The organism is Acidovorax bellezanensis (assembly GCF_025421555.1).
In the GTDB taxonomy this organism is placed as follows: Bacteria; Pseudomonadota; Gammaproteobacteria; order Burkholderiales; family Burkholderiaceae_C; genus Comamonas; species Comamonas bellezanensis.
The window spans coordinates 99,744-122,503 of sequence record NZ_JAODYH010000010.1 but is presented as its reverse complement, the minus strand read 5'-3'; the positions used below and the strand labels follow the sequence as shown (position 1 = coordinate 122,503).

The window sequence follows — 22,760 nt, the reverse complement described above, 5'->3', positions numbered from 1 at the left end:
GCCGAGATGGATTGGCGCCAAGCGCCTACGATTGCGGCCATCTACAAACTCCCAAGGGATTTGTCATGGACCTGCGCATCAATACTTCGACCTTTCCGATCTCCGGCACCGACCTGCCACGCCGCGTTGCCGCAACGCCTACTCCGACGCGGGAGCTCGACGGGGGCTTTTCCCATGCGCTCAAGGGCGCGCTGCAGTCGGTCAGCGCCGCGCAAGACCATTCCAGCAATCTGCAGCGTGAAGTGCAGCTCGAGAACCCGGCCGTGAGCCTGGAAGAGACCATGGTGGCCATCCAGAAGGCGCAGATCGGCTTCCAGGCCTCGCTGCACGTGCGCAACCGGCTGGTGCAGGCCTATACCGACGTCATGAACATGCAGGTGTAAGGCGAGCGCGCGCTGCGCGTCTTTGCCCCATTCAAACCGCCCGCCTTGCGCTGGCGGTTTTTTTGCGTCCGGAATTTCCGGCTGGCATGGCCAGCACCGGTGCGGGGTCATGGCGGGAGGGCCAGCCTGCTTTAGCAGGCCCTTGGATGGGGCCGCCCTGACAAGCCCAGGGCGAACGGCATGCAGCGCCCTGCCCCCTGCGCTCGCCGTGAAAACCCAACAAAAAACCCGCCATCTCACGAAGGCGGGTTTTCAGGAATGTCGGCAATGACCGCCTGCTGGCGGCATGGTCGGCTCAGTGCAAGGCCTGGGACTGGCCGTCGAACATGTGCTCGACCTGGGCCAGCCAGGGCTCGGCCAGGGTGCGGATCTGGGCGTCGTTGCGCAGAATGCGCTGCATGATGCGGGCCTTTTCGCGGCGCTGCTCGGGCAGCAGCTGCTGCTCTTGCGATTGGAAGCGCAATTGCTCGATCAGCACGGAACAGGCGCCTTCATAGCGCACCACGCCTTCCCAGTCCTTGTCACGCGCGGCTTCCAGCATCTTGGCGCTGGTGTCTTCGATCGCTCGGTAAAAATCCATCAGACTATGCTCCATTATTAGCCTCCCGCGGCAGCTGTGCCGCCTTGGGTGCCCATATCATTCCAACCTTCGGCCACGGTCTTCATCAGACCTGCAACCTCTTCCACCAGCTTCAAATCGTTGCGCGCATTGGCCAGGGTCAAGCGGCTCACGCAATACTCGTACAGCACGGCCAGATTGTTCGCCACTTCGCCACCGCGCTCGCGGTCCAGCGCGCTCAGCAAGCCCTCTTGCAAAATGCGCACAGCCTTGCCGAGATGGCGCATTTTTTCACCCACATCGCCACGCTCCATGGCGCCACGGGCACCGTTGACCGAAACCATGAGGCCGTCGAACAGCATCTTGATCAACTGGTGCGGCGAAGCACCGTCGACGATCGACTGCACGCCCACTTGACTGTAGGCAGAAGTTGCGCGGGCGCTTACGGGGGAAAACATGGCAATCACTCCTTGGATGCAGGCTGGTTCAGGTTCTTCTCTCTTATCGGCATTACCAGCACAAACTCAAGCATTCAATTGCATGTAACCGATAGACGCGACGTATTTTTTAGCCCGAGGACTTGTTCCACTGCGAAACCTGCTGGGAAACATAGGCGTCCAGTGACGACAGGCTGGCCATCTTCACGTCCAGCGCGGTGTACTGGGCCAGCAAACGCTTTTCATAGGCATTGACGCGGGTTGTCAATCGCTCCTGGTCCTGCGTATTGCGCTTGAGCTGGGTTTTCATGCTCTCGTCTTTGCCGGCAAACACACCGTCACTCGACAAAAGACCGCTCGTGAACGCCTTGAGCCGCACGCCCAGGCCGTCGTTGCTTTCGCCTTCCAGGTCGGCAGCGAAGAACTTGGTCATGCTGTCCGGGTCTTCCAGCGCCTTGGTCAGTTTCGTGTCGTCGATCTTGAGCGAGCCGCTGGTCTGGAACTCCAGCCCCATCTGCGACAGGGTGCCAAAGGCTCCACCTGCGCCACTATTGCCCGTCAGCAGCTGACGCAAGGCACTTTGCAGACCTATCGCCGTGGAATCGCCTTGCAGCGTGCCCGCGGCCTTGGTGTCCTTGTCGTAGGCCGTCATGGTCGTCATGGCGCTGCTCAGCGCGTTGTACGACTCGACCAGATTCTTGAGCGCGGTTTTCGCCGTTTCGGTGTCGCCCTTGATGGTGATGCGCACGGGGGCATCCCCCAGCGCCATCTTCTGCGACACCGTGAGGCTCACGCCATCGGCCACTTCGTTGAAGACGTTGTTGCGCGATGACATGGCGATGCCGTTGATCGTTGCCAGTGTGTCCTGGGCCGTTTGCGAGCGGGTCATGCCTGCGCTGTTATCCGTCCCCAGATACTCGAAACGCTTGAGGCCTGGCTGGCCGGCTAACTCATCAACGGCCACGGTAAAAGCGGCATTGCCGCCCGTCGCCGTCGACTGCAGCGTCAGGCGCTCGCCCGTGTGATCGCGCAGCACGGTCGCCGTCACGCCGCCATTGGCGGCATTGATCTTGGCGGCCACCTTGGCCAGCGTATCGTCTTCAGGCCCGATATCGATGGTCACCGACTGCGGCTTTCCATCGACCTCATTGGGCTTGAGTTGCAGCGGCAACGTGGCTGCGGCCGGGGGCTGGGAGGGATCGGCCGGGTCACGCACCCATTCGCCCAGGTTGATGGTCAACTTGCCCTGGCCCAGGACCGAGTCCTTGGGCACCAGCGCCGAGCCCAGGCTTTGCGCCGATGCCATTTGCTGCACCGCCACGTCGAACGTACCGAAAGCCGCCTTGGTGGTCGCGGTGCCCGACACGATGGCTGTATTCGATGAGCTCAAGATCCGGCCCTGCCAGGTCGCGGCGGAAGTCAGCTTTTCGACCTGGGTTTGCAGGTTGGAAATCTGCGATTTGAGCTGGCTGAAGGCCGACATCTGAGAATTGATGCCAGCCGCCTTGGTCTGCAGGGCCGCAATCGGCTTCTTCTCCAGCGCCACCAGGCTGGCCACCATCTCCGAGACGTTCATATTGCTGCCAATGCCAACAGAACTTAAACCCATGATTTCTCCTTGGTGCAGGTGATCGAGTGCCCACTGCGTTGCCTTGCGGCGGGAAAGCTCCCGCCACGACTTCAGGGCGCCGCCCCATCACCGCGCACTGTGCCTGCCTGTCTATCGGCAGCGCAAGTCGCAACTTGAGCCCTTTTCAGGGCTGCTCTTTGTCTTAGCCTTGCAGCAGCTTCAGAACCTGCTGGGGCAATTGATTGGCCTGGGCCACCATGGCCGTGCCGGCCTGCTGCAGAATCTGCGAGCGGCTCAGGTTGGCGGTTTCCATGGCGAAGTCGGCGTCCATGATGCGGCTGCGGGCAGACGACAGGTTTTCCGTCGTCACGCTCAGGTTCGAGATCGTGGTTTCGAAGCGGCTTTGCACGGCACCGAGGTTGGCACGCGCGCCGTTGACTGCGGTCAGTGCGGCGTCCATGGCCAGGATGGCATTGTCAGCGGATTCGGCGTCGAGCACGGTCAGGTTTTCGAAGCCTTGCACGCCCTTCTGGGCCGATTCGAAGGTACGCGAGCTCTGGATGAAGTTCGTATCGCCTGCAATGGTATTGCCAGCCGTCAGGCCTGTGGCCTCCAGCAATTTGTCCGCAGCCGCTGTCGGCGCCGCCCCGGCCACGCTGATATTGCCGTCTGCAGCCGTCAAAACCAGGCCACCATTGACAATGGAAGCCGTCACTTTGGAGTTGGGTGCCACATAAGTCGCACCATTGATCTGAGAGACCAAGTCATTGACCCGATTGGAGGCACTTGCCTCAACGGGCAGGCTAAAAGTCACGCCATTGACGGTCAGCGCTGCAGCAGCCATACCGCCAGTCGAAACGTTCTGGCCGGCCACGGCCGTCAGGGACGCTGCGTCCATAGGAGCGCCAGTCGGCACAATAGAAACATTGGTGGTTGTCCCATTGGACGCCACGATGTTCCCGCTGCCATTCAAGCTGAGTGTGACGTCTGTAGGCATTGCGGCTTGCAGTGCCGCCAGGAAAGCCGTGCGCGCACCGCTGTCGGTCGCGTTTGAAATGGGGCCTATAGCAACGTTGGTCCCGTTGACAGCGACCGTCACCGCGGGATACGTAGATGTTGGCCCTGCCGCTGGTGTAGGAGCAGCCAGCGCAAAAGTACTGGTACCAGGCACGACCACTGGCGTCGCCCCCCCCACAACGGAGGCGCCCATCAGCTTGGACGGCACTGGCACGCTGTCCCATGTACCCAGGGCTTCCACATTCGCATTCGCAATGCTCTTGATGTCGATGGTCTGGCCGGCGTTCGCGCCCACCTGGAAAGCCATGTCGGTGAACGAGCCGTCGAGCAGCTTGGTACCGTTGAAGCTGGTCTGCTGGGAGATGCGAGTCACTTCAGCCTTGAGCTGCTGCACTTCGGCATTCAGCGCAGCGCGGTCTTCGGACGAGTTGGTCGCATTGCGCGCCTGCACCGCCAGTTCGCGGATGCGCTGCAGGTTGTTGCCCACCGAGCCCAGCGCGCCTTCAGCGGTCTGCGCCAGCGAGATGCCGTCGTTGGCATTGCGTGCAGCCACCGTCAGGCCGCGGACCTGGGTGCTCATGCGCTCGGAAATGGCGAGGCCTGCGGCATCGTCCTTGGCGCTGTTGATGCGCATGCCCGAGGACAGGCGTTGCATCGAAGTGGCCAACGAACTTTGCGAAGACGAAAGGTTTCGCTGTGCGTTGAGGGACTGAAGATTCGTATTGATGATGGCTGCCATGGTGAACGCTCCTGTTTAAAGCCATGCTCCCGGCACTGCGAAAGCTGTTGCAATGCCAGCACTACGCACTGGCGTTTCATTCGAGCGATACAGCACTAAGCAGCCGCCGCCCGGATGTAACAATTGTTCTCGCAAGCGCCATCGCCCATAGCCAGGAAAAAAGCGGCAAAAGCCCGCCAATTCACCTTCTGCCCCACCCCCAATTCCTCTTTTTCATCCGCCAAAAAGCAAAAACCCGGCCGAAGCCGGGTTTGAAATGAAGGCCCAGGTGCCTGCACCAAGGCAGGCACCGCAAGAGCGATCAGCGCAGCAGGGACAGCACGCCCTGGGGCAGCTGGTTGGCCTGGGCCACCATGGCCGTACCGGCTTGCTGCAGGATCTGCGAGCGGCTCAGGTTGGCGGTTTCCGAAGCGAAGTCAGCGTCCATGATGCGGCTCTTGGAAGCCGACAAGTTTTCGCTGTTCACGCTCAGGTTGGAGACCACGGATTCGAAGCGGTTCTGGATAGCACCCAGGTCGGCGCGAGCCGAGCTCACCTTTTTCAAAGCGGCATCCATCGACTTGATCGCCACATCGGCGCCGGCCGCAGTAGAAATATCCACAGCAGCAACAGAAGTGCCAATCGAGCTGATCGCTTTCGCCGCAGTGAAACCACTGGTTGCGGCAAAACCGGTGAAGGCCACCGTTCCGGACACTGCGTCAGGCGCATCGTATGCAACGCTCAGCTTGCCGGAAGTTGTTCCAACCGCCAGACCAAAGTCAGCAATCGTCGTCGCCACTGCCGTACCAACCGTAACAGCGCTTACGTCAACGTTCCGTCCGTCCGCGGCCAACAGCTTCAAGCCAGTGCCGTCGTCTTCAGCGCGGACACCTGTGGAAGCAGAAACCTTGTTGATTTCTGCCATTGCATTTGCACGATTCGTCGCTCCATTGGTGGTCGCACTCACATTGATGGTCGTACCATTCAGAACGAACGACGCCGTACCTGCAGTTGTAGTAGTCACTGCAGTTGCAGCCGACGCCACGACAGTCTCGCTGGCAGTTGCCTTCATGCCCGGGATATTTTGCGCGTTGATCGCACTCGCAATCACTTTGGCATCGTTGCCAATGGTTCCCAGGTTATACGAGGAGCCGCCGACAACGATCGTTTTTGCTGCGGCTGCGGCGCTGGCGTCTGCGGTGCTAGTTGCAACAGCCAGAGCGCCAGTATCGACCCCGCGATAGGAACCCAACGAGCTTGTGCGGGCATCTGCGATGGCATTGACGGTGATGCTTTCGCCGGCGTTTGCACCCACCTGGAATTTTTGGGCGTTGAAGCTATTGTCCAAAAGCTTGGTGCCGTTGAACTCAGTCGTCTTGGCAACGCGATCGATTTCCTCCGTCAGCTGCGTGACTTCTTTTTGCAGAGCCGCACGATCAGTGGAGCTGTTCGTCGCGTTGGACGACTGCACCGCCAATTCACGGATGCGCTGCAGGTTGTTGCCAATGGTGCCCAACGCGCCTTCAGCGGTCTGCATCAGCGACACGCCGTCGTTGGCATTGCGCTGAGCCTGACCCAAGCCACGGATTTGGGAAGTCATGCGCTCGGCGATGGCCAAGCCGGCGGCATCGTCCTTGGCGCTGTTGATGCGCATGCCCGACGAGATGCGCTGCATCGAGGTCGACAGCGAGCTTTGCGATGCACCCAGGTTACGCTGTGCATTGAGCGACTGGATGTTGGTGTTGATGGTCATGGCCATGGTGAAAGCTCCTAAGTCAAATCAAAACGCCCGCCGCCTGATCGGTCCTTTGGGATAACTCCCAAGGCGGGCGGCGGCGGCAGCCCAATTCGTGCAAGCCACTCAACGGAAGGTTGTGTTAGTTGGCGACTTGCTCGGCACAGGGCTTCAACTTCCCTGTTGCTTTGGTTATCGGATGGGTGGCGAACAAACTTTAGGGCTGGCTGCACATTTTTTTACAGAAAGCAGCGCTTGGGTCCTACAGATGGCTGGAAGCACGGGGCCTGCAGTCGGCACAAATGCCGATCAACGCCGCAATCACCCAGCTTTTCCCGCCAACGCTTTCGGCGCGGACACAGACAATCGCTCCATGCTTGTCATCCTTGGTTTCATCATCGCCTTTGCGTGTGTCTTCGGCACCTACGTACTACACGGCGGCAATATCGGTGTGGTCGCTACGGCCTTGCCATTTGAAATGCTCACTATTGGGGGAGCTGCGCTCGGGGCGTTCATCGTTTCGAACCAGCCCAAGGTGATCAAGGCGACGATGCGCGCGCTGCCCGCCGCACTCAAAGGCTCCAAATACAACAAGGAGCGCTTTCTCGAATTGATGGCGCTGCTCTACGAAATTCTGCAAAAAGCACGCAAGGAAGGCCTGATGGCCGTCGAATCCGACGTGGAAGCGCCGCAGGAATCGCCCATCTTTGCCAAATACCCGAATGTGCTCGCCGATGCGCATGTCATGGAGTTCCTCACCGACTACCTGCGCATGATGGTCTCGGGCAACCTCAACGCCCATGAGATCGAAGCGCTGATGGAAAGCGAAATCGAGACCCACCACCAGGAAGCGCATGCCCCTGTGGCCGCTTTGGGCAAGATGGCCGGCGCCCTGCCCGCGTTCGGGATTGTGGCGGCCGTGCTGGGCGTGGTGAACACCATGGGATCGGTGGGCCAGCCGCCCGCCGTGCTCGGCGCCATGATCGGCTCGGCGCTGGTCGGCACCTTCCTGGGGATTTTGCTGGCTTACGCCGTGGTCGAGCCGATTGCCGGCCTGATCGAGCAGCGCACGTTCGACGCCGCCAAGGAATTCCAGTGCATCAAGACCACGCTGCTGGCCAGCATGCAGGGCTACAACCCGGCGACGGCCATCGAATTCGGCCGCAAGGTACTGTTCTCGACCGAGCGCCCAGGCTTCCTGGAACTCGAAAACCATGTCAAGGGCAAGAAGTAAGCCGGCCCCCGCCAGCTCACCGTCATAAGCAGCACCATGGCTGACAAGAAACTCCAACCCATCATCGTCAAGCGCATCAAGAAGGTCCACCATGCCGCGCATGGCGGTGCCTGGAAGATCGCCTACGCCGACTTCATGACGGCGATGATGGCGTTTTTCCTGTTGATGTGGCTGCTGGGCTCCACGTCCAAGGGCGATCTGCAAGGCATTGCCAACTATTTCAATGCGCCCCTCAAGGTGGCCATGCAGGGCGGCGACGGCTCGGGCAACAGCTCCAGCATCATCCCCGGCGGCGGCAACGACCTGTCCAAGGTCCACGGCCAGGTGCAGCGCTCGGAATCGAACGAAACCTCCGACCGCAAGCAAAGCCTGGACGCGGCCAAGGCCGAACGCGCCCGCCAGGACGCGACGCGCATCAAGTCGCTGCAGGCCAAGGTCGACAGCATGATCTCGGGCAATCCCAAGCTCAACGAATACCGCTCCCAGATCCGCATCGATGTGACGCCCGACGGCTTGCAGATCCAGATCGTGGACGAGCACAACCGCCCCATGTTCGACAGCGGCAGCGCCATCGTCAAACCCTATATGCAGGACATCCTGCGTGAAGTGGGCGCGGCGCTGGGCGGAGCCGAGAACCGCATCAGCCTGTCCGGCCACACCGACGCCGCGCCTTATGGCAATGGCGACCGTGGCTACAGCAACTGGGAGCTGTCCGGCGACCGGGCCAATGCGTCGCGCCGCGAACTGATTGCCGCCGGCATGCCGGCCGACAAGCTGGCGCGCGTGGTCGGCGTGGCGGCCAGCGACCTGCTGGACTCCGACAATCCCCGTGCACCGCAAAATCGGCGCATTACCATCACCGTGCTGACAAGGGAAGCCGAAGAGCGGCTGCTGGGCAAACAGTCCCGCAGCAGCCCTCCATCCCTGACACCGGCGGAAAAGCACGACAATCCTCCCCCACAGCAGCCCAGCGCCACTGACAACGGCGGAAAAGCACGACAATCCACCCCATAACGCGCAGTAGCCTCAAGTTTTCGCGCTGGCTGCCGAATATGTCTTTATTTCCGAAGCACATTACGACCGAAAGGGTCTCACGTGGCTAATGCCTTGCGTTTTTTGATCGTTGACGACTTCTCCACCATGCGCCGCATTGTGCGCAATCTGCTCAAGGAAAGCGGTTTTCCCGAGGCTGATGAGGCGGAAGACGGCGTGGTTGCGCTGCACAAGCTGCGCAACAGCAAGTTCGACTTTGTGGTGACCGACATCAACATGCCGAACATGAACGGCTTCCAGCTGCTCACAGAAATCAAGCAGGACGAGAAGCTCAAGCATCTCCCCGTGCTGATGGTGACTGCCGAGGCCCGCAAGGAAGATATTGTGGCGGCTGCGCAAAACGGCGCAGCGGGCTATATCGTCAAGCCTTTCACCAAGGCGACCCTGGAGGAAAAAGTCAACCTGATCTTGAAGAAGATGGGGCTGTAAAACCATGGACGACAACACACCAGCCGAATCCAGTGAACTGCACTACAAGATTGGTGTGCTGACCCGTCAGCTGCACGATTCACTCAATGAACTGGGCTTTGCCGACCAGCTGCGCGGCTCCATGGACGAGCTGCCGGATGCCCAAAGCCGCCTGTCCTATATTGCCCGACTGACAGGCGAGGCCGCCGACAAGGTGCTGGGCCGCGTCGAGCAGGCCAAGGCCCAGCAGGCCTACATCGCCGATGAAACCCGGCGCATGGTCGCCGCCCTGATCAAGGACCCGGTTGCCGCCGTGGCCAAGGGCGACATCATGAATTTCCTCACGGACATGGAAGACGTCACCCAAAAGGCCGACGAACACCTGACCGAAATCATGATGGCCCAGGATTTTCACGATCTCACGGGCCAGGTGATTGCGCGCGTGGTGAACCTGGCCGCCAACCTGGAAGAACAGCTGGTGCAGATGCTGATCCAGACGGCTCCACCAGGCGGCGCGGTTCCTGCGGTGACGATCGCGCCCAAGCCGGCGGAAGTTCTGGCCGGCCCCGTGGTCGACGCCAGCCGCACGCCGGATGTGGTGACTTCGCAGTCGCAGGTCGACGATCTGCTGGCAAGTTTGGGCTTCTAGGGTTTTCAGGGCTGAGCGCTCGCTCCGCCCGCAGCCCAAGCAACTGGCGCGCCCCAGCATGGGGGCACCGAGCAAGGGCCGCCCCGCAGCGATGGTGCCGTCCCTAGCCGGGCGCCCCCCTCCACCGCAGGATGAGAGGGGGAAGCGGGGGCCGGCCATCCGGCGAAGCGGCTCAGGGGGTGATTCATCCCAACAGCAGGCTTTCGCGGCTGCTTTTCGGCCTTTAGCGAAAACAGGCCGTGGCGACAATGGCGGTGACATTCAGTCACATCCGCCATGGACTCCAGCCAAGACAAAAATCTCCCCGCCACCGAGCGCAAGTTGCAAAAGACGCGCCAGGACGGGCAAGGTGCGCGCTCGCGCGACCTGTCGCACCTGGCCATTCTGGGCACGGGAGCAGCCGCCATGGTGGTCGGCGCCCAGCCGCTGATCACGCACATGCAGCTGGCCATCAGCCAGCAGTTCACGTTTGACGCCCAGGTCGCCAAGACGCCGGCGATGATGCTCGATCGCCTGATGCAGATGGGCTGGATCGGCCTGGTCGCCTGCGTGGTGTTTGCGCTGGCCACGATTTCGGCCGCGCTGATCAGCGGCATCCTGGCCGGCGGCTGGATTTTCAGTTTCAAGCCGGTGATGCCCCAGTTCAAGCGACTCAACCCGCTGTCGGGCATTTCCAATCTTTTCTCCAAGCAGCAGATGGTCACGGTGGTGAAGATGGTCTTCATGACCATCGTGCTGTCCTTCGTCGGCTGGAAGTACCTGGCCAGCGGCCTGGAAGACATGGCACGCGTGATCAGCCAGCCTTCGCCCATGGCGCTGGCCATGGTCGGCGACTGGCTCACCGGCGGCGTGACATTGCTGCTGCTGGTGGTGATGCTGGTGGCCTTGATCGACGTGCCGCTGCAGAACTTCCTGTTCAAGTCGCGCCTGAAGATGACCCACCAGGAGGTCAAGCAGGAGCACAAGGAATCGGACGGCAACCCCGAAATCAAGGGCAAGCTGCGCCAGAAACAACGCGAAATGGCCAACGGCGCCAGCATCAAGGCCGTACCCCAGGCCGACTTCGTGGTCATGAACCCGACCCACTACGCCGTGGCCCTGCGCTACGACGAAGCCACGATGGACGCGCCCCAGGTGATTGCCAAGGGCACCGATCTGCTGGCGCAGAAGATCCGCGAAATCGCCACGGCACACGACATCCCGGTGCTGCAGTCGCCCATGCTGGCGCGCGCCCTGTATGCGCACGCCGAACTCGACCGGGCGATCCCCGCGGCGCTGTACACCGCCGTCGCCCAGGTGCTGGCCTATGTCTATCGCCTCAAGGCCGCCATGCGCGGCGAAGGCCAGATGCCGGAAGCGCTCGACGAGCCCCCGGTCCCCCCTGAACTCGACCCGCACCAGCGGACAGCTCCTCAAGGCAGTGCTCCATGAACTCTTCCATGCAATCCCTGAAGCTCTGGGGCCGCACGCACAGCTCTGCCCTCCAGGGCATGTCGGCCCCGTTGCTGGTGATCGCCATTCTGGCGTTGATGGTGCTGCCCATCCCGCCCTGGCTGCTCGACACCTTCTTCACGCTCAACATCGCAGTGGCGCTGATGGTGATGATGGTCGCGGCCTATATGGTGCGGCCGCTGGACTTTGCGGCTTTTCCCTCGGTGCTGCTGCTCACCACGCTGATGCGCCTGTCGCTCAACGTGGCGTCGACGCGGGTGGTGCTGCTCGAAGGCCATACCGGCCCGGGCGCGGCCGGCGCGGTGATCGAGGCCTTCGGCCACTTCCTGATCGGCGGCAACTTCGCCGTCGGCCTGATCGTGTTCGCCATCCTGGTGGTGATCAACTTCGTGGTGGTGACCAAGGGTGCGGAGCGCATCGCCGAAGTTTCGGCGCGCTTCACCCTGGATGCGATGCCCGGCAAGCAGATGGCCGTGGACGCCGATCTGAACGCCGGCCTGATCAACGAGGACGAGGCCAAGCGCCGGCGCGCCGAAGTCGGCGAAGAAGCCAATTTCTTCGGCTCCATGGACGGCGCCTCGAAATTCGTGCGCGGCGACGCCGTGGCCGGCATCTTGATTCTGGTGATCAGCATCGTCGGTGGCTTCATCATCGGCATGGCCCAGCACGGCCTGTCGGCCGGGCAAGCGGCCGACAGCTACATTTTGCTGGCCGTGGGCGATGCGCTGGTGGCGCAGATTCCCGGCCTGCTGATCTCGGTGGCCGCGGCCATGGTGGTTTCGCGCGTGGGCAAGGACCAGGACATGGGCAAGCAGATCGTGGACCAGCTGTTCATGTCGCCGCGCGTGCTGGCCGTGACCGGCGGCGTGCTGACCCTGCTGGGCCTGATTCCCAGCATGCCCCACGTCGTTTTCCTGAGCATGGGCGGCGCACTGATCTATGGCTCCTGGGTGCTGGCACGCAAGCAGCAGGCCGCGCGCGACGCCAAGAACGTGGTGCCGGCAGCGCAGCAGGCGCCTTCCGCCGACGGCGAAGCCAGCTGGGATGATTTGCAGCCCGTGGACCTGCTGGGCCTGGAGCTGGGCTACCGCCTGATCGCACTGGTCGACAAGAAGCGCCAGGGCGATCTGCTGACCCGCATCAAGGGCGTACGCCGCAAGTTTGCGCAGGAGGTGGGCTTTCTGCCACCGGCCGTGCATGTGCGCGACAACCTGGAACTCAAGCCCAGCGCCTACCGCGTCACTCTGCGCGGCGTGAGCATCGCCGAAGGCGAAGCCTTCCCCGGCATGTTCCTGGCGATCAATCCGGGCGGCATCAGCACGCCGCTGATCGGCACCCCGACGACCGACCCGGCCTTCGGCCTGCCGGCCCACTGGATCGACGAACGCCAGAAGGAAGCGGCACAAATGGCGGGTTTTACCGTCGTTGATTCCGAAACCGTGATGGCCACGCATTTGTCACACTTGATGCAAGTGCATGCGGCCAAACTCCTGAGCCGCACGGAGACCCAGCAGCTCGTGGAACACGTGGCACGCCAGGCTCCCAAGCTGATTGAAGAAGTGGTTCCGAAAATGGTGTCGATCTCTACCTTCCAGAAAGTGCTCCAGCTGTTGCTGGAGGATGCGGTGCATATCCGCGACATCCGCACCATCGTCGAGACCCTGGCCGAATACGCCCCCGCCACCCAGGATCCGGTGGAACTGGCCCGCCGCGTGCGCATTGCGCTGTCGCCGGCCATCGTCCAGCAGATTTACGGCCCGACCCGCGAACTCAATGTCATCGCCATCGAGCCCAGCCTGGAGCGTCTGCTGGTGCAGGCGCTGGGCAACCCGGCCGCGCCGTCCCTGGACCCTGGCGTGGCCGAAATCCTCACGCAAAAGGCCGCCGACGTGGCCCAGAAACAAGAAGAGTTGGGCATGCCTGCATGTTTGCTGGTTCCCGACTCCATCCGAAACGCCATTGCCCGCCTGTTGAAGCGCGTGGCACCGCGGCTGCAGGTGCTCTCCCACAGCGAGATCCCCGAGACGCACACCATCCGCATTGGCCCCATTCTTAAAGGTGCATCCGCATGAACATCCGCCGCTTTACCGCCCCCACCTCCCGCGAGGCCCTGGCCAAGGCGCGCATGGCCTTCGGCGATGGCACCTTGATCCTGTCGAACCGCACCACGCCCGACGGCGTGGAAGTCATGGCCACGGCCGAAGACACGCTGGAGCAGCTCGATGCGGGCGCCGCCACCAGCTCGCCCCTGCAGGCTGCACTGGAAAAGCGCGCGGCTGACGAAACCCGCGCCCCGGCAGCCGCCAGCGCCCCGTCGGCCATCCGCCAGAGCGTGGAAGACGACGCCGCCCAGCTGGCCATGAGCACGCTGTCCTTCCAGGACTATGTGCGCGAGCGCATGCTGCGCCGCCGCCATGAAAGCCTGCACGGCGAGAGCACGCCGGCACCCGAAGCCGAACCCATGCAAGCGCAGCTGCCGACTTTCGCGCAGCGCGCACGCCAGCTCGACGAGCTGCGCCGTGAAGCACCACCGCTGCCCGCCGCCAGCGTGCCGCGCCACAACCCGTTGCGCGGCCTCTCGGCCGGCTCGCGCCCATCGCCTGTCAAGCCCGTCGCTCGCCCACAGGCCGCGGCAGCTCCCGCACCGCAGGTCATGATGGAAGAAATCCAGTCGATGAAGGCGCTGATCGAGGACAAGTTCAACACGCTGGCCTGGCTGGGCCAGACGCGCCAGAGCCCGCTGCAGTCGAACCTGATGCTCAAGCTGATCCGCGCCGGTTACTCCCCGGCCCTGTCGCGCAAGCTGCTGGAAAACCTGCCGGCCCAGTTCTCGCCAGCCCAGTCCGTGCACTGGCTGATGAACATTCTCGAGCGCAACCTGCGCACCGATGCCCAATCCGCACCGATCTACGAAGAAGGCGGCATCTTCGCCCTGGTCGGCGCGACCGGCGTGGGCAAGACCACCACCACCGCCAAGCTGGCGGCGATGTGCGCGCGCATCCACGGCCCGGGCCAGGTCGGACTGATCACGCTGGACACCTACCGCATAGGCGCCCATGAACAGCTGCGCGCCTATGGCCGCATGCTGGGCATCGTCGCCCACCAGGCACACGACCGCGCCGCCCTGCAGGATCTGCTGGGTCTGCTGGCCAACAAGAAAATGGTGCTGATCGACACCACCGGTGTCGCTCCACGCGACCCGCGCAAGGACGACATCCTGGAAGTGCTGGACTTGCCCGGCATACAGCGCCTGCTGGTGCTCAATGCGAGCAGCCAGGGAGACTCCAACGACGAAGTGCTCAACGCCTTCAAGGCCGACGGCTGCCAGCAGGTCATCCTGTCCAAGGTGGACGAAGCCGTGAAACTGGGCCCGTCGATCGACACCCTGGTGCGCCACCAGATGCAACTGCGCGGCGTGACCAACGGCCAGCGCGTTCCCGAAGACTGGGAAGCGGCCGATGCCAGCCAACTGGTCGCCGCATCCATGCGCGCCACCAACCCTTCGGCCTTCGACCCCAAGGTCATCGAACTGGACTTCTTCTTCACGCAGTCCGGCCACGCCCACTCCGACATGGAGTTCGAGCATGCTTGACGCTTCGGGCTGGCACCAGGCCTGCGGCCTGCAGGCCGGCACGGCCTTGCAGGACATCCAGGTCTGCGCCATCGCCCACTCGGCCACGGCGCCGGGCACGGAGCTGTTGTGGCCGCTGAGCGCGCAACTGCAGCAGCTCGGCTATCCGGTGCTGGTGCTGGACGCCAGCCAGGTGGAAGCCGCCGCGGCTCCAGGCTTGCGCGACCTGCTCGCGGAACCGGCCTGGCAGGCCGCGGGAATGGGCCCACGCCCGGCACAGGCCTCGGTCGCCGCCCTGCCCGCCGCCCACGGGCTGCGCCAGCTGGCCAGCCTGGAACAACTGCACCCCTATGCCCGCCGCTATGCGGTGGTGATCATTCACGCGCCCGTGGAACAACTCGCACCCCTGCTGCAAGGCCGGGCCATGCGCCCGCTGCTGCCGCTGGACATGCAGCCCCGCGGCATGGTGCGCAGCTACCGCCAGGTCAAGCACCTGGCCTTGCACGCCGGCCTGTCCTGCATCGTGGCCTCGTCCACGCAAGCGCACGAGACTTTCGCGCGCCGCCATGCCGATGCGCAACTGGCTTCGCTGGCGCAGTGCGCGCAGCGCCATCTGCGCATGCAGCCGCTGTGCACCCGCGCCGACCCCAGCCAGGCTCCCGACATGCGCCGCCTGGCACTGCAGTTGCTCGCGCACTCGGTCCGCCTCGCGCCGGCCGCGTTGTTGCCCGCGTCCCCACCCTCTTCTCTTGCCTGGAGCCAATGATCGCCATGTACACCGCGAAAGGCCAGCTTGAACGGAACGATCTGATCCGTCAGCACGTCCCACTGGTTAGGCGCATAGCGCACCACATGATCGCCAAGCTGCCCCCCAACGTGGAGCTCGACGATCTCATCCAGGTCGGCATGATCGGCCTGGCCGATGCCTTGACGCGTTTCGAAGCCGCGCAAGGCGTGCAGTTCGAGACTTTTGCCTCCCAACGCATACGCGGCGCCATGCTCGACGAATTGCGTGAAGGCGACTGGATGTCGCGCAGCTCGCGCAAAAGCCAGAAAGACATCGAGCAGGCCCTGCGCCGGCTCGAGCAGACGCTGGGTCGCAGCCCGCTGGAATCGGAAATCGCCGTCGAGCTGGGCATGCCGCTGGCCGAGTACCAGTCCTTGCTCGGCAAGGTGCGCGGCACCCAGCTGGTCTACCTGGAAGATATCGCGCCCGGCGAGGACAGCGACGGTTTTCTCGACCGGCATGTGGCCGACAGCAGCGCCGACCCCATGGCCTTGCTGCGCGACCAGCGCCTGCGCGGCGCCCTGGTCGAAGCCATCAAGGTCCTGCCCGAGCGCGAGCAGTACATCATGGGCATGTACTACGAACACGACATGAACCTCAAGGAAATCGCCGCCGTGCTCGGCGTGACCGAGTCGCGCGTCTGCCAGTTGCACAGCCAGGCAATTGCACGGCTGCGCACAAAAATGCGGGCGCACTGAAATCCCCCTGAGCGGCTGGTGCATCGGCCAGCCACAAAAAAAGCGCAGCCTGAAGCTGCGCTTTTTTTTGGCAAATGAGAGAGGATCAGCCTTCGCTGCGGTAGATGCGTGCGGGGCTTTGGCGGGCCGGGCGGCCGGCCAGGGCTTCATAGGTCGGGGATGCGGACTGGGACGGCAGCAGGGCCGCGACCTGTTGTCCCGTCATGGCGTTGGCCCGGGCCAGTTGCTCGCGCAGCGGACCGAGCTGGCCGCCGACGCTGTCTATGCGCTGCTGCAGCCCGGCTTCGAGCGGCCGGCCGCTGCGGCTGTGCTGCTGGCTCAGTACGGCCAGCGACATGAAGGCATCGCGCAAGCCCGTGCTGCTCGCTTCAAGCACATCGGCATCGTTGCCGGCCAGCGCCGCCGTCAAGGCTTGCACGGCGGCTTCGGCCTGGGCGAGGGAATCTGACAGTTGCATGGCAGGGGAGGAAAACGAGAAAACCTGTCGCGCCGCGTCAGGCGGCGCGGGCGATCATGGAATGGGCCAGGATTTCGCCGGTATTGGTCAGCAGCTTGTCGGCGATCGCTTCGGCGTTCACGCTGAACGTACCCTTGGCGATGGCGTCACGCATGGCCTTGACGCGGTCGGCGTCGAAGTCGGTCGCGGTCCGGCCCGCGGAGTCGAGCGCCTTGGCCGAATGAGAAAAGGACACGCCGGCGGACGAAGTCGCCACCTGTGCGCCTTTGGATGCTTCTTCAGCCGCCGGACCGGTAGTCCTGGCGGCCTGCTTGGCTGCTGCAGCCGCGGCAGCGGGCAGTTCCGGTTTTTGACCAATCTTCATTTGTTTCTCCACCACCCCATTTGCCTGAGGCTCGATAACACTGCTTTCGACACACGGGATAGAAACTTTAGCAATTTCTTGGGAAAAAGTGACGATTACGGCACTTCCACCACCCCTTCGGCGTTGACGATGCCCGAAACCAGTCGGCCATTATCCATGCGCACGCGTACATTGGCGCCTTCCGCGCCCGCGGCCATGGCCCGGCCCGAGGACACGACGGAAAACCCGCCGCCCGACACCGAAACCTTGACCTGCGCGCCCATGGCAAACAGCTGGGGCGGACGCAACATATTCTGGCGCAGGACCTGGCCGGCCTGCAGATGGCGCGCCGCTTCCTGGCCTACCCAGGCCTGCTGACGGGCGACCACGGGCGACACCTGCTCGGCCCAGTCCACTTCGGACACCGTGGCATCGTCGGCCGTCAGCGCCTCTCCCTGGCGCACATTGGTGGCCAGCACCCAGGCCGGGCCAAAGGCCTGCACCGTGAGCGGCAAGAACACATTCCAGGGCGACGGACCCTGCACGCAGCGCAAGCCCAGACGGGTACGACCCCACAGGCGCGAGCCCGCGGGCAGATAGGTCTCGACCTTGGCGCAGGCGGCCAGCTTGAGACGGGAGTCGATCTGACCGATCTGCACTTCCATGCGCAAGGGCAGGTCGGCCGCCTCGGCGCTGCGCAGCGCCGCCTGGGCCCAGCGCAGCGACATGGCTTCGAGTTCGGCGCTGCTTTGCGCCTGGACCGTGCCGGCCGCCAGCCAGCCACCGAGGCCCAGCAGCGCAGCGCCTACCCAGCCACGCCGGCGGCTGCCTGCGAAGACGGGGGGGCTCAAGGGCCTAGGGCTGTGTTTCACGGTCGAATCCTCAGTTCAGAAAGTCACGCCGCGGTGCCGCAGGTGTGCGGTCATGGCGGTATGGGCAACTTTGCTATGTCCAGACTGTAGACGTTTGCCCGGCGCGCAAAGCATGAAACTGCGCAGCAATCCATGTGTTCTTCACGCTTTAGAAAACCGGGGCGATTTCCATAATCAGGGCCTGTCGCAGTGCGTCCTGCATTGCGCCTTTCTGACTCCGCTTCGGCGGGGCCCCCTTTTCCCAGAAGCCACAAGCGCGAGGCCCACATGCTCGACAAAATGACCAGCCGCCTGGATTTCCACAGCACTGCCTTGGTACTGCGTGCCGAACGCCAGCGTGCCATTGCCAGCAATATTGCCAATGCGGACACTCCGGGCTATGTGGCGCGCGACTTCAACTTTTCGCAAGCGCTGCGCGCGGCCACCGGAGGCGGCGCCAACCCGCTCGCGGGTGCCAGCGTCAGCCACAGCGGCCATATGCCGCTGCCCCCAGTGCAAAGCGGGCACAGCACCGTAGGCCTGGGCTACTCGGTGCAATCCCAGCCCAGCCTGGACAACAACACCGTCGATCTGGACCGTGAACGCGCCAACTTCGTGGACAACTCCGTGCGCTACGAAGCCACGCTGCGCTTCATCAACGGCCAGGCCAAGGGCATGCTCAGCGCCATTCAAGGCCAGTGAGCATCCGCCGCACCGACCACCCCACAGACACCAAAGGGCCTTAGACCATGTCCATGTTCTCCATTTTCAGCGTCTCCGGCAGCGCCATCAGCGCCCAATCGCAGCGCCTCAACGTGGTGGCCAGCAACCTGGCCAACGTCGACGCCGTGGCCGGCCCCGACGGCAAGGCCTTCAAGGCGCGCCAGGTGGTGTTCCAGACCACGCCCATGGGCGGCGACGGCTCGTCGGGCGTGCGCGTCAGCTCGATCAACGAAAACGAAGCGCCAGGCCGGCGCGTGCTCGATCCCAACCACCCCTTGGCCGACGCCCAGGGCTATGTGACCCATTCCAACGTGAGCGCAGTCGACGAGATGGTCAACATGATCTCGGCCTCGCGCTCCTACCAGAACAACGTCGAAGTCATGAACACCGCCAAGTCGCTGCTGCTCAAGACTTTGCAAATGGGCCAGTAAGCCCTCAGGACCTTCCCCATGATCAACAACGTTACGGGCAATACCCAGACCAAGGGCGCCGGCGCTTCGCCCAAAGCCGACCCTTCCACCGACCCGGCGGCCGCGCAGGACCGCTTTCTCACGCTGCTGGTGGCCCAGCTCGCCCATCAGGATCCGATGAATCCCATGGACAACGCGCAGATGACCTCGCAGATGGCGCAGATCAACACCGTGGTGGGCATCAACCAGCTCAACAGCACGATGGAAGCGATGTCCTCGCAGTTCACCTCCATGCAGGTGCTGCAGGGCACTTCGATGATCGGCCGCACGGTGCTGTCCGCGGGCGATCGCATGGGCGCACCGGTGGAGAAGATCAGCACCGCGGCCTTCGACCTCGAAGGTTCGGCCGGCGATGTGCAGGTCAAGATCATTGACGCTTCCGGCAAGGTCGTCGACACCGTCAAGCTGGGCTCGCTCGATGCGGGCCGGCATTACTTTGCCTGGGACTCGAGCACCTACGCAGGGGCCCCCGGTGTTGATCCGCACAGTCTGAGCGGCATGCGCTTCCAGGTCGAAGCCGTCAACGGCACGGCCAAGGTGGCCAGCACCACGCTGTCGCCCAACATGGTGGTCGCCACCAGCACCTCCAGCAGCGGCTTGACGCTGGAGCTGGAGAACGGCGAGAGCCTGGATTACAACAAGGTCAAGGCCGTCTTCTAAGACCTGCCGCTTTCCACCCCTTATAGATACGCGCACAGCCCGCGCCGCAGGAGAAAACACATGGGATTCCAACAAGGCCTGTCCGGCCTCAACGCCGCCAGCAAGAACCTGGACGTCATCGGCCACAACATCGCCAACTCCGGCACCACCGGATTCAAGTCCTCGCGCACCGACTTTGCCGAGATGGTGGCCAGCGCCATCGGCGCCTCCAGCGGCTCGACCACGGGCATAGGCGTGAGCGTGGGCGCGATCTCGCAGCAGTTCACCCAGGGCCCGATCAACAGCACCGGCAACAGCCTGGACCTGGCCATCAATGGTGACGGCTTTTTCCGCGTCTCCCTGCCCGACGGCACCGCCGCCTATACCCGCTCGGGCAACTTCCAGCTCGACAAGGCCGGCAGCCTGGTCACCGTCGATGGCGCCAACGTCATGGGCTACCCCATCGACCCCGCGACCGGCAAGACCGACAGCACGACGCTGCAGGCGCTCAAATACCCCACCGGCCAGCCGATTCCCGCCAAGGCCACGTCCAAGATCCTGGCCGCGCTGAACCTGGACGCGCGCGCCCAGCCCGCCGCCGGCGATCCGAACGCCACGCCACCGGTCGCCGCCACGCCGCGCGCCACCTACGGCACGTCGCTGGAAGTCTATGACAGCCAGGGCCTGCCCACACCGGTGACGATGTACTTCGAGAAGGGCGCGGGCAACACCTGGAACGTCTTCAACTCGCTGGACCCCGCCGCGCCCAGCATCGGCACGCTGACCTTCGACGCCAGCGGCAAGCTGACTTCGGGCAGCCCGCTGAACATGACCGTCGCCGCCGCCGACCTGCCCAACCCGAACACCGGCGGCGCCAACCCGGTGTCCGACCTGAACCTGACCCTGGACCTGAGCGGCGTGACCCAGTTCGGCAGCTCGTTCGCCGTCTCCAAGCTGAACCAGGACGGCTATGCCGCGGGCGAACTCACGGGCATCAACATCAGCGGCGACGGCACGGTCATGGCCTCGTACTCCAACGGCGTGACGCGCGCCGAAAGCCAGGTGGCGCTGGCCAAGTTCGGCAACACCCAGGGCCTGTCCTCCATCGGCAGCAACAACTGGGTGGCCACGGCCGACTCGGGCCCGCCAGTGCTGGGCACCGCCAAGAGCGGCAGCTTCGGCGCACTGCAATCGGGCGCGCTGGAAAGCTCCAACGTCGACCTCACGGCCGAGCTGGTCAACATGATGAGCGCCCAGCGCTCCTATCAGGCCAACGCCCAGACCATCAAGACGCAAGACCAGGTCTTCTCGACCCTGGTCAATCTGCGCTGATCCCATCCGTTAGTGAAGGAGTTCCGCCATGGACCGCATCATTTACACCGCCATGACCGGCGCCAACGCCGCCGCCCATCGGCAGGCGGTGCTGTCCAACAACCTGGCGAACACCAGCACCAACGGCTTTCGCGCCGAAATGTCCACGTTCCGCTCCGTGCCCCTGCAGGGCAGCGGTTCGTCGACGCGGGTGTTTGCACTCGAAGCCACGTCGGGCCACCTGGACACCGCCGGCCCGGCCCAGCGCACCGGGCGCTCGCTCGACGCCATGGCCATGGGCAACGCCTGGTTTGGCGTGCAAGGCCTCGACGGCATTGAATCCTATACGCGCAGCGGCGCGTTCGAAGTCTCGTCCACGGGCGCACTGCTGACCAGCACCGGCCTGCCCGTGCTGTCGGACGGCGGCACGCCCATCGACGTCCCCGTGGGGGCGGAAATCTCCCTGGGTGCCGACGGCACGATCACCGCCAAGCTCGCCGACCAGCCCGCCATGGCGGCCGGCCGCGTCAAGCTGGCCACGCCCGATGCCGAGAACCCGCTGCGCCGCGGCGACGACGGTCTGTTTCGCGCCGCCAACGGCGATCCGCTGCCGGCCGATCCCAACGCGCGCCTGCTGTCGGGCTCCATCGAAGGCTCGAACGTCAATGCAGTCGAAAGCATGGTCGGCATGATCGCCGCCTCGCGCCAGTTCGAAACGCAGATGCGCCTGATGCAGACCGCGGAAACCAACGACAAGACAGCCGCGCAACTGCTCAGCATGAACTGACGCCGCGTCCCCCGAGGGGACGACGCGGCGGCCCTTGCTAGGCGTCTCCATGTTGGGGCATGCCAGTTTGAGTGCTTGATGGGTGCGCGAGCACCTTGGATCACCTAGAAAGAATTTGCCATGATCAATTCGCTTTTCATCTCCAAGACCGGCATGGAAGCCCAGCAGACCCAGCTGGACGTCATCTCGCACAATCTGGCCAACGTCTCGACGACGGGCTACAAGCGCGCGAACGCGGTGTTCGAAGACTTGATCTATCAGAACCTGCGTCAGGTCGGCTCCCAGACCACGGAAGAAAACCAGCTGCCCACCGGCCTGCACCTGGGCCTGGGCGTGCGCGCCGTGGCCACCAGCCGCAATTTTCTGCAGGGCGCCCTGCAGCAATCGAACAACTCGCTGGACGTGGCCATCAACGGCAACGGCTTCTTCGAAGTCACCCAGCCCGATGGCACCACGGCCTATACGCGTGACGGCTCCTTCCAGGTCGACGCACAGGGCCGCCTGGTCACTTCCAGCGGTCTGCCCGTGGCCAACGGCATCACCCTTCCCGTGGGCTCCACCAGCGTCAGCATCAGCGCCGACGGCGTGGTGAGCGCCCTGATGCCCGGCAACGCCACCCCCCAGGCCGTGGGCAATCTGGGCATGGCGAGCTTCATCAACCCGGCCGGTCTGGAGCCGCGCGGCCAGAACCTGTACGTCGAGACCGCCGCCTCGGGCCAGCCCCAGCAGGGCACGCCCGGCACCAACGGCCTGGGCAGCATCCAGCAAGGCTACCTCGAAGGCTCGAACGTCAACGTGGTGCAGGAGCTGGTGACCATGATCCAGACCCAGCGCGCCTACGAAATGAACTCCAAGGCCATCCAGACTTCGGACCAGATGCTGGCCAAGCTGGCCCAACTGTAAGCCTG

25 protein-coding genes are annotated in these 22,760 nt (G+C 63.7%); 17 read left to right on the top strand and 8 right to left on the bottom strand.

Annotated features, from left to right (window positions below):
• The first annotated feature begins 65 nt into the window (after window positions 1–65).
• Window positions 66–383: a flagellar hook-basal body complex protein FliE gene (gene fliE, locus N0K08_RS18485; RefSeq protein WP_261501865.1), complete on the top strand. Its 318-nt coding sequence runs from the start codon at window positions 66–68 to the stop codon at window positions 381–383.
• Window positions 384–678: 295 nt separating this feature from the next.
• Here fliE and N0K08_RS18480 read toward each other — a convergent pair whose 3' ends face one another.
• The 4 genes from N0K08_RS18480 to N0K08_RS18465 form a co-directional block, all read right to left on the bottom strand.
• Window positions 679–978: a flagellar protein FliT gene (locus N0K08_RS18480; protein ID WP_261501864.1), complete on the bottom strand. Its 300-nt coding sequence runs from the start codon at window positions 976–978 to the stop codon at window positions 679–681.
• Window positions 979–980: 2 nt separating this feature from the next.
• Entirely contained in the window at window positions 981–1,400 is a 420-nt protein-coding gene (fliS, locus tag N0K08_RS18475; RefSeq protein WP_261501863.1) for a flagellar export chaperone FliS, read from the bottom strand.
• Between the two features lie 109 nt (window positions 1,401–1,509).
• Entirely contained in the window at window positions 1,510–2,988 is a 1,479-nt protein-coding gene (gene fliD / locus N0K08_RS18470) for a flagellar filament capping protein FliD (protein WP_261501862.1), read from the bottom strand.
• A gap of 163 nt (window positions 2,989–3,151) precedes the next feature.
• Window positions 3,152–4,705 (bottom strand): flagellin N-terminal helical domain-containing protein, encoded by a 1,554-nt coding sequence (locus N0K08_RS18465; protein WP_261501861.1) that lies wholly within the window; start codon window positions 4,703–4,705, stop codon window positions 3,152–3,154.
• 23 nt (window positions 4,706–4,728) lie between these two features.
• Between N0K08_RS18465 and N0K08_RS18460 the strand changes: the two genes are divergently transcribed.
• Entirely contained in the window at window positions 4,729–4,965 is a 237-nt protein-coding gene (locus N0K08_RS18460) for a hypothetical protein (RefSeq protein WP_261501860.1), read from the top strand.
• A gap of 41 nt (window positions 4,966–5,006) precedes the next feature.
• On the opposite strand, the gene N0K08_RS18455 is transcribed toward N0K08_RS18460, so the two are convergent.
• Window positions 5,007–6,443: a flagellin N-terminal helical domain-containing protein gene (locus tag N0K08_RS18455; RefSeq protein WP_261501859.1), complete on the bottom strand. Its 1,437-nt coding sequence runs from the start codon at window positions 6,441–6,443 to the stop codon at window positions 5,007–5,009.
• Window positions 6,444–6,792: 349 nt separating this feature from the next.
• On the opposite strand from N0K08_RS18455, the gene motA reads away from it, so the two are divergent.
• The 9 genes from motA to N0K08_RS18410 all read left to right on the top strand — a co-directional run bounded on the left by motA (window position 6,793) and on the right by N0K08_RS18410 (window position 16,271).
• Window positions 6,793–7,653, top strand: a complete 861-nt coding sequence (gene motA, locus N0K08_RS18450; protein ID WP_261501858.1) for a flagellar motor stator protein MotA — start codon at window positions 6,793–6,795, stop codon at window positions 7,651–7,653.
• 36 nt (window positions 7,654–7,689) lie between these two features.
• Window positions 7,690–8,667 (top strand): flagellar motor protein MotB, encoded by a 978-nt coding sequence (motB, locus tag N0K08_RS18445; RefSeq protein ID WP_261501857.1) that lies wholly within the window; start codon window positions 7,690–7,692, stop codon window positions 8,665–8,667.
• 81 nt (window positions 8,668–8,748) lie between these two features.
• Window positions 8,749–9,135 (top strand): chemotaxis response regulator CheY, encoded by a 387-nt coding sequence (gene cheY, locus N0K08_RS18440; RefSeq protein WP_261501856.1) that lies wholly within the window; start codon window positions 8,749–8,751, stop codon window positions 9,133–9,135.
• Window positions 9,136–9,139: 4 nt separating this feature from the next.
• A complete protein-coding gene (locus N0K08_RS18435; protein ID WP_261501855.1) occupies window positions 9,140–9,763 on the top strand; it encodes a protein phosphatase CheZ in 624 nt (207 codons plus the stop codon).
• A 276-nt stretch (window positions 9,764–10,039) separates the two neighbouring features.
• Complete coding sequence (locus N0K08_RS18430; RefSeq protein WP_261501854.1) at window positions 10,040–11,194, top strand: EscU/YscU/HrcU family type III secretion system export apparatus switch protein; 1,155 nt, start codon at window positions 10,040–10,042, stop codon at window positions 11,192–11,194.
• Window positions 11,191–13,287: a flagellar biosynthesis protein FlhA gene (gene flhA, locus N0K08_RS18425; protein ID WP_261501853.1), complete on the top strand. Its 2,097-nt coding sequence runs from the start codon at window positions 11,191–11,193 to the stop codon at window positions 13,285–13,287. Before N0K08_RS18430 ends, flhA begins: the two co-directional genes overlap by 4 nt.
• Window positions 13,284–14,807 (top strand): flagellar biosynthesis protein FlhF, encoded by a 1,524-nt coding sequence (gene flhF, locus N0K08_RS18420; RefSeq protein ID WP_261501852.1) that lies wholly within the window; start codon window positions 13,284–13,286, stop codon window positions 14,805–14,807. The genes flhA and flhF overlap by 4 nt, the downstream gene beginning before the upstream one ends.
• Complete coding sequence (locus N0K08_RS18415) at window positions 14,800–15,552, top strand: hypothetical protein (RefSeq protein WP_261501851.1); 753 nt, start codon at window positions 14,800–14,802, stop codon at window positions 15,550–15,552. Before flhF ends, N0K08_RS18415 begins: the two co-directional genes overlap by 8 nt.
• Window positions 15,553–15,557: 5 nt before the next feature.
• On the top strand, window positions 15,558–16,271 hold the full coding sequence (locus N0K08_RS18410; protein ID WP_261501850.1) for an RNA polymerase sigma factor FliA: 714 nt from the start codon (window positions 15,558–15,560) through the stop codon (window positions 16,269–16,271).
• 85 nt (window positions 16,272–16,356) lie between these two features.
• Here the strand turns inward: N0K08_RS18410 and N0K08_RS18405 are convergent, their stop codons facing one another.
• The 3 genes from N0K08_RS18405 to flgA all read right to left on the bottom strand — a co-directional run bounded on the left by N0K08_RS18405 (window position 16,357) and on the right by flgA (window position 17,922).
• Window positions 16,357–16,728, bottom strand: a complete 372-nt coding sequence (locus tag N0K08_RS18405; protein ID WP_261501849.1) for a hypothetical protein — start codon at window positions 16,726–16,728, stop codon at window positions 16,357–16,359.
• A gap of 37 nt (window positions 16,729–16,765) precedes the next feature.
• Window positions 16,766–17,092, bottom strand: coding sequence for a flagellar biosynthesis anti-sigma factor FlgM (flgM, locus tag N0K08_RS18400; protein ID WP_261501848.1), 327 nt, complete (start codon window positions 17,090–17,092; stop codon window positions 16,766–16,768).
• A 95-nt stretch (window positions 17,093–17,187) separates the two neighbouring features.
• On the bottom strand, window positions 17,188–17,922 hold the full coding sequence (flgA, locus tag N0K08_RS18395; RefSeq protein WP_408642977.1) for a flagellar basal body P-ring formation chaperone FlgA: 735 nt from the start codon (window positions 17,920–17,922) through the stop codon (window positions 17,188–17,190).
• A gap of 288 nt (window positions 17,923–18,210) precedes the next feature.
• Here flgA and flgB point away from each other — a divergent pair, with 288 nt between their 5' ends.
• The 6 genes from flgB to flgG all read left to right on the top strand — a co-directional run bounded on the left by flgB (window position 18,211) and on the right by flgG (window position 22,755).
• Window positions 18,211–18,624, top strand: coding sequence for a flagellar basal body rod protein FlgB (flgB, locus tag N0K08_RS18390; RefSeq protein ID WP_261501847.1), 414 nt, complete (start codon window positions 18,211–18,213; stop codon window positions 18,622–18,624).
• A 47-nt stretch (window positions 18,625–18,671) separates the two neighbouring features.
• Complete coding sequence (flgC, locus tag N0K08_RS18385) at window positions 18,672–19,076, top strand: flagellar basal body rod protein FlgC (protein WP_261501846.1); 405 nt, start codon at window positions 18,672–18,674, stop codon at window positions 19,074–19,076.
• Window positions 19,077–19,094: 18 nt separating this feature from the next.
• Entirely contained in the window at window positions 19,095–19,775 is a 681-nt protein-coding gene (locus tag N0K08_RS18380; protein WP_261501845.1) for a flagellar hook assembly protein FlgD, read from the top strand.
• A 60-nt stretch (window positions 19,776–19,835) separates the two neighbouring features.
• Window positions 19,836–21,086, top strand: a complete 1,251-nt coding sequence (gene flgE, locus N0K08_RS18375) for a flagellar hook protein FlgE (RefSeq protein WP_261501844.1) — start codon at window positions 19,836–19,838, stop codon at window positions 21,084–21,086.
• A 28-nt stretch (window positions 21,087–21,114) separates the two neighbouring features.
• Window positions 21,115–21,852, top strand: coding sequence for a flagellar basal-body rod protein FlgF (gene flgF / locus N0K08_RS18370; RefSeq protein ID WP_261501843.1), 738 nt, complete (start codon window positions 21,115–21,117; stop codon window positions 21,850–21,852).
• Window positions 21,853–21,972: 120 nt separating this feature from the next.
• Window positions 21,973–22,755 (top strand): flagellar basal-body rod protein FlgG, encoded by a 783-nt coding sequence (flgG, locus tag N0K08_RS18365; RefSeq protein ID WP_261501842.1) that lies wholly within the window; start codon window positions 21,973–21,975, stop codon window positions 22,753–22,755.
• The last annotated feature ends 5 nt before the right edge of the window (window positions 22,756–22,760 follow it).